Origin of the sequence: Streptomyces sp. 8K308 (assembly GCF_004348315.1) — a bacterium.
Classification (GTDB): domain Bacteria; phylum Actinomycetota; class Actinomycetes; order Streptomycetales; family Streptomycetaceae; genus Streptomyces.
This window is the reverse complement of the sequence record NZ_SMKC01000655.1, coordinates 1-1,007: the sequence shown is the minus strand read 5'-3', so window position 1 is coordinate 1,007 and position 1,007 is coordinate 1. Positions and strand designations below refer to the sequence as shown.

Sequence of the window (1,007 nt, the reverse complement as noted above, 5' to 3'; positions counted from 1 at the left end):
GCCCATGTGGATCGCCGCCCGCGACCCCGCCTCCCACGACTTCGCGGTGGCGCAGGGCTGCAACGTCATGGTCACCCCGCTGATGAAGGGCGACGAGGAAGTCGTTGACCTCAAGCGGAAGTTCGACACCGCCGTGGCGAACCACCCGGAGGTGTCGCGCCCCGACCTGATGGTGCTGCGGCACACGCACGTCCACTCCCCCGACGAGCCCGACGGCTGGCGCCCGGCCGCGGAGGCGATCAACCGCTTCTACCGCACCTTCGACGCCTGGTTCGGCAACAGGACCACGCCGGTGAACGGGTTCCTGCCACCCAGCCCGGAGTCGAAGTTCGAAGACCGACCGGAGTTCCAGCCGGAGTCGCTGCACAGGACAGCGATGATCGGCACCCCGGACGAGGTCATCGAGCGGCTGCGCTTCTATGAGGAACTCGGTGTCGACGAGTACAGCTTCTGGATCGACAACGGCATGACGCACCAGGAGAAGCGCAAGTCCTTGGAACTGTTCATCAAGGAGGTCGTGCCTGCCTTTCTCTGAGTCGGGGCCGCCCGGCGAAGCCGGCGCCGAGGAAGACCTGGATCTCGGTGAACACCATGTCAGGCACTTCGTGATCTTCGGTGTTCGCGGACCCGGTCGCCGCGAGCGCGATGTGAACCGACGCCGGCGCCGTGCGCCCCCCAGCACACAGGCCGGCTGATGCACGACGAACTCGTCACCATGCCCGCGGCCGGGCACGAGCTCACCGCACCACCCTGACCTGCTCCACCAGCCCTCGCCCCCTGCCCCACCGACCGCAGACCAACCTCGCCGCCGACGGCGCAGGCTCGGCGTGATGCCGCCGCATCCAGGCTCTGGTTTACGAGACGCTCCGGCTCTTCCTTCTGGATCCCGCCCGGCCGCACCACCGAGGACGACCCCCTCGCCAGTTACACCGTCGAGGCGGATACCGACTCCTGGTCTGCGCCTGAAGAGCGGTACGCCATCACCGTCCGCCCCAACAGACCCACCC

Annotated in this window: 1 protein-coding gene; it reads left to right on the top strand. The window is 67.9% G+C overall.

What is annotated here, in order from left to right; all coding sequences use genetic code 11:
• A partial coding sequence (locus tag E1265_RS36465; RefSeq protein WP_132935212.1) for an LLM class flavin-dependent oxidoreductase occupies window positions 1-535 on the top strand: 535 nt, incomplete at its 5' end.
• Window positions 536-1,007: the final 472 nt, after the last annotated feature.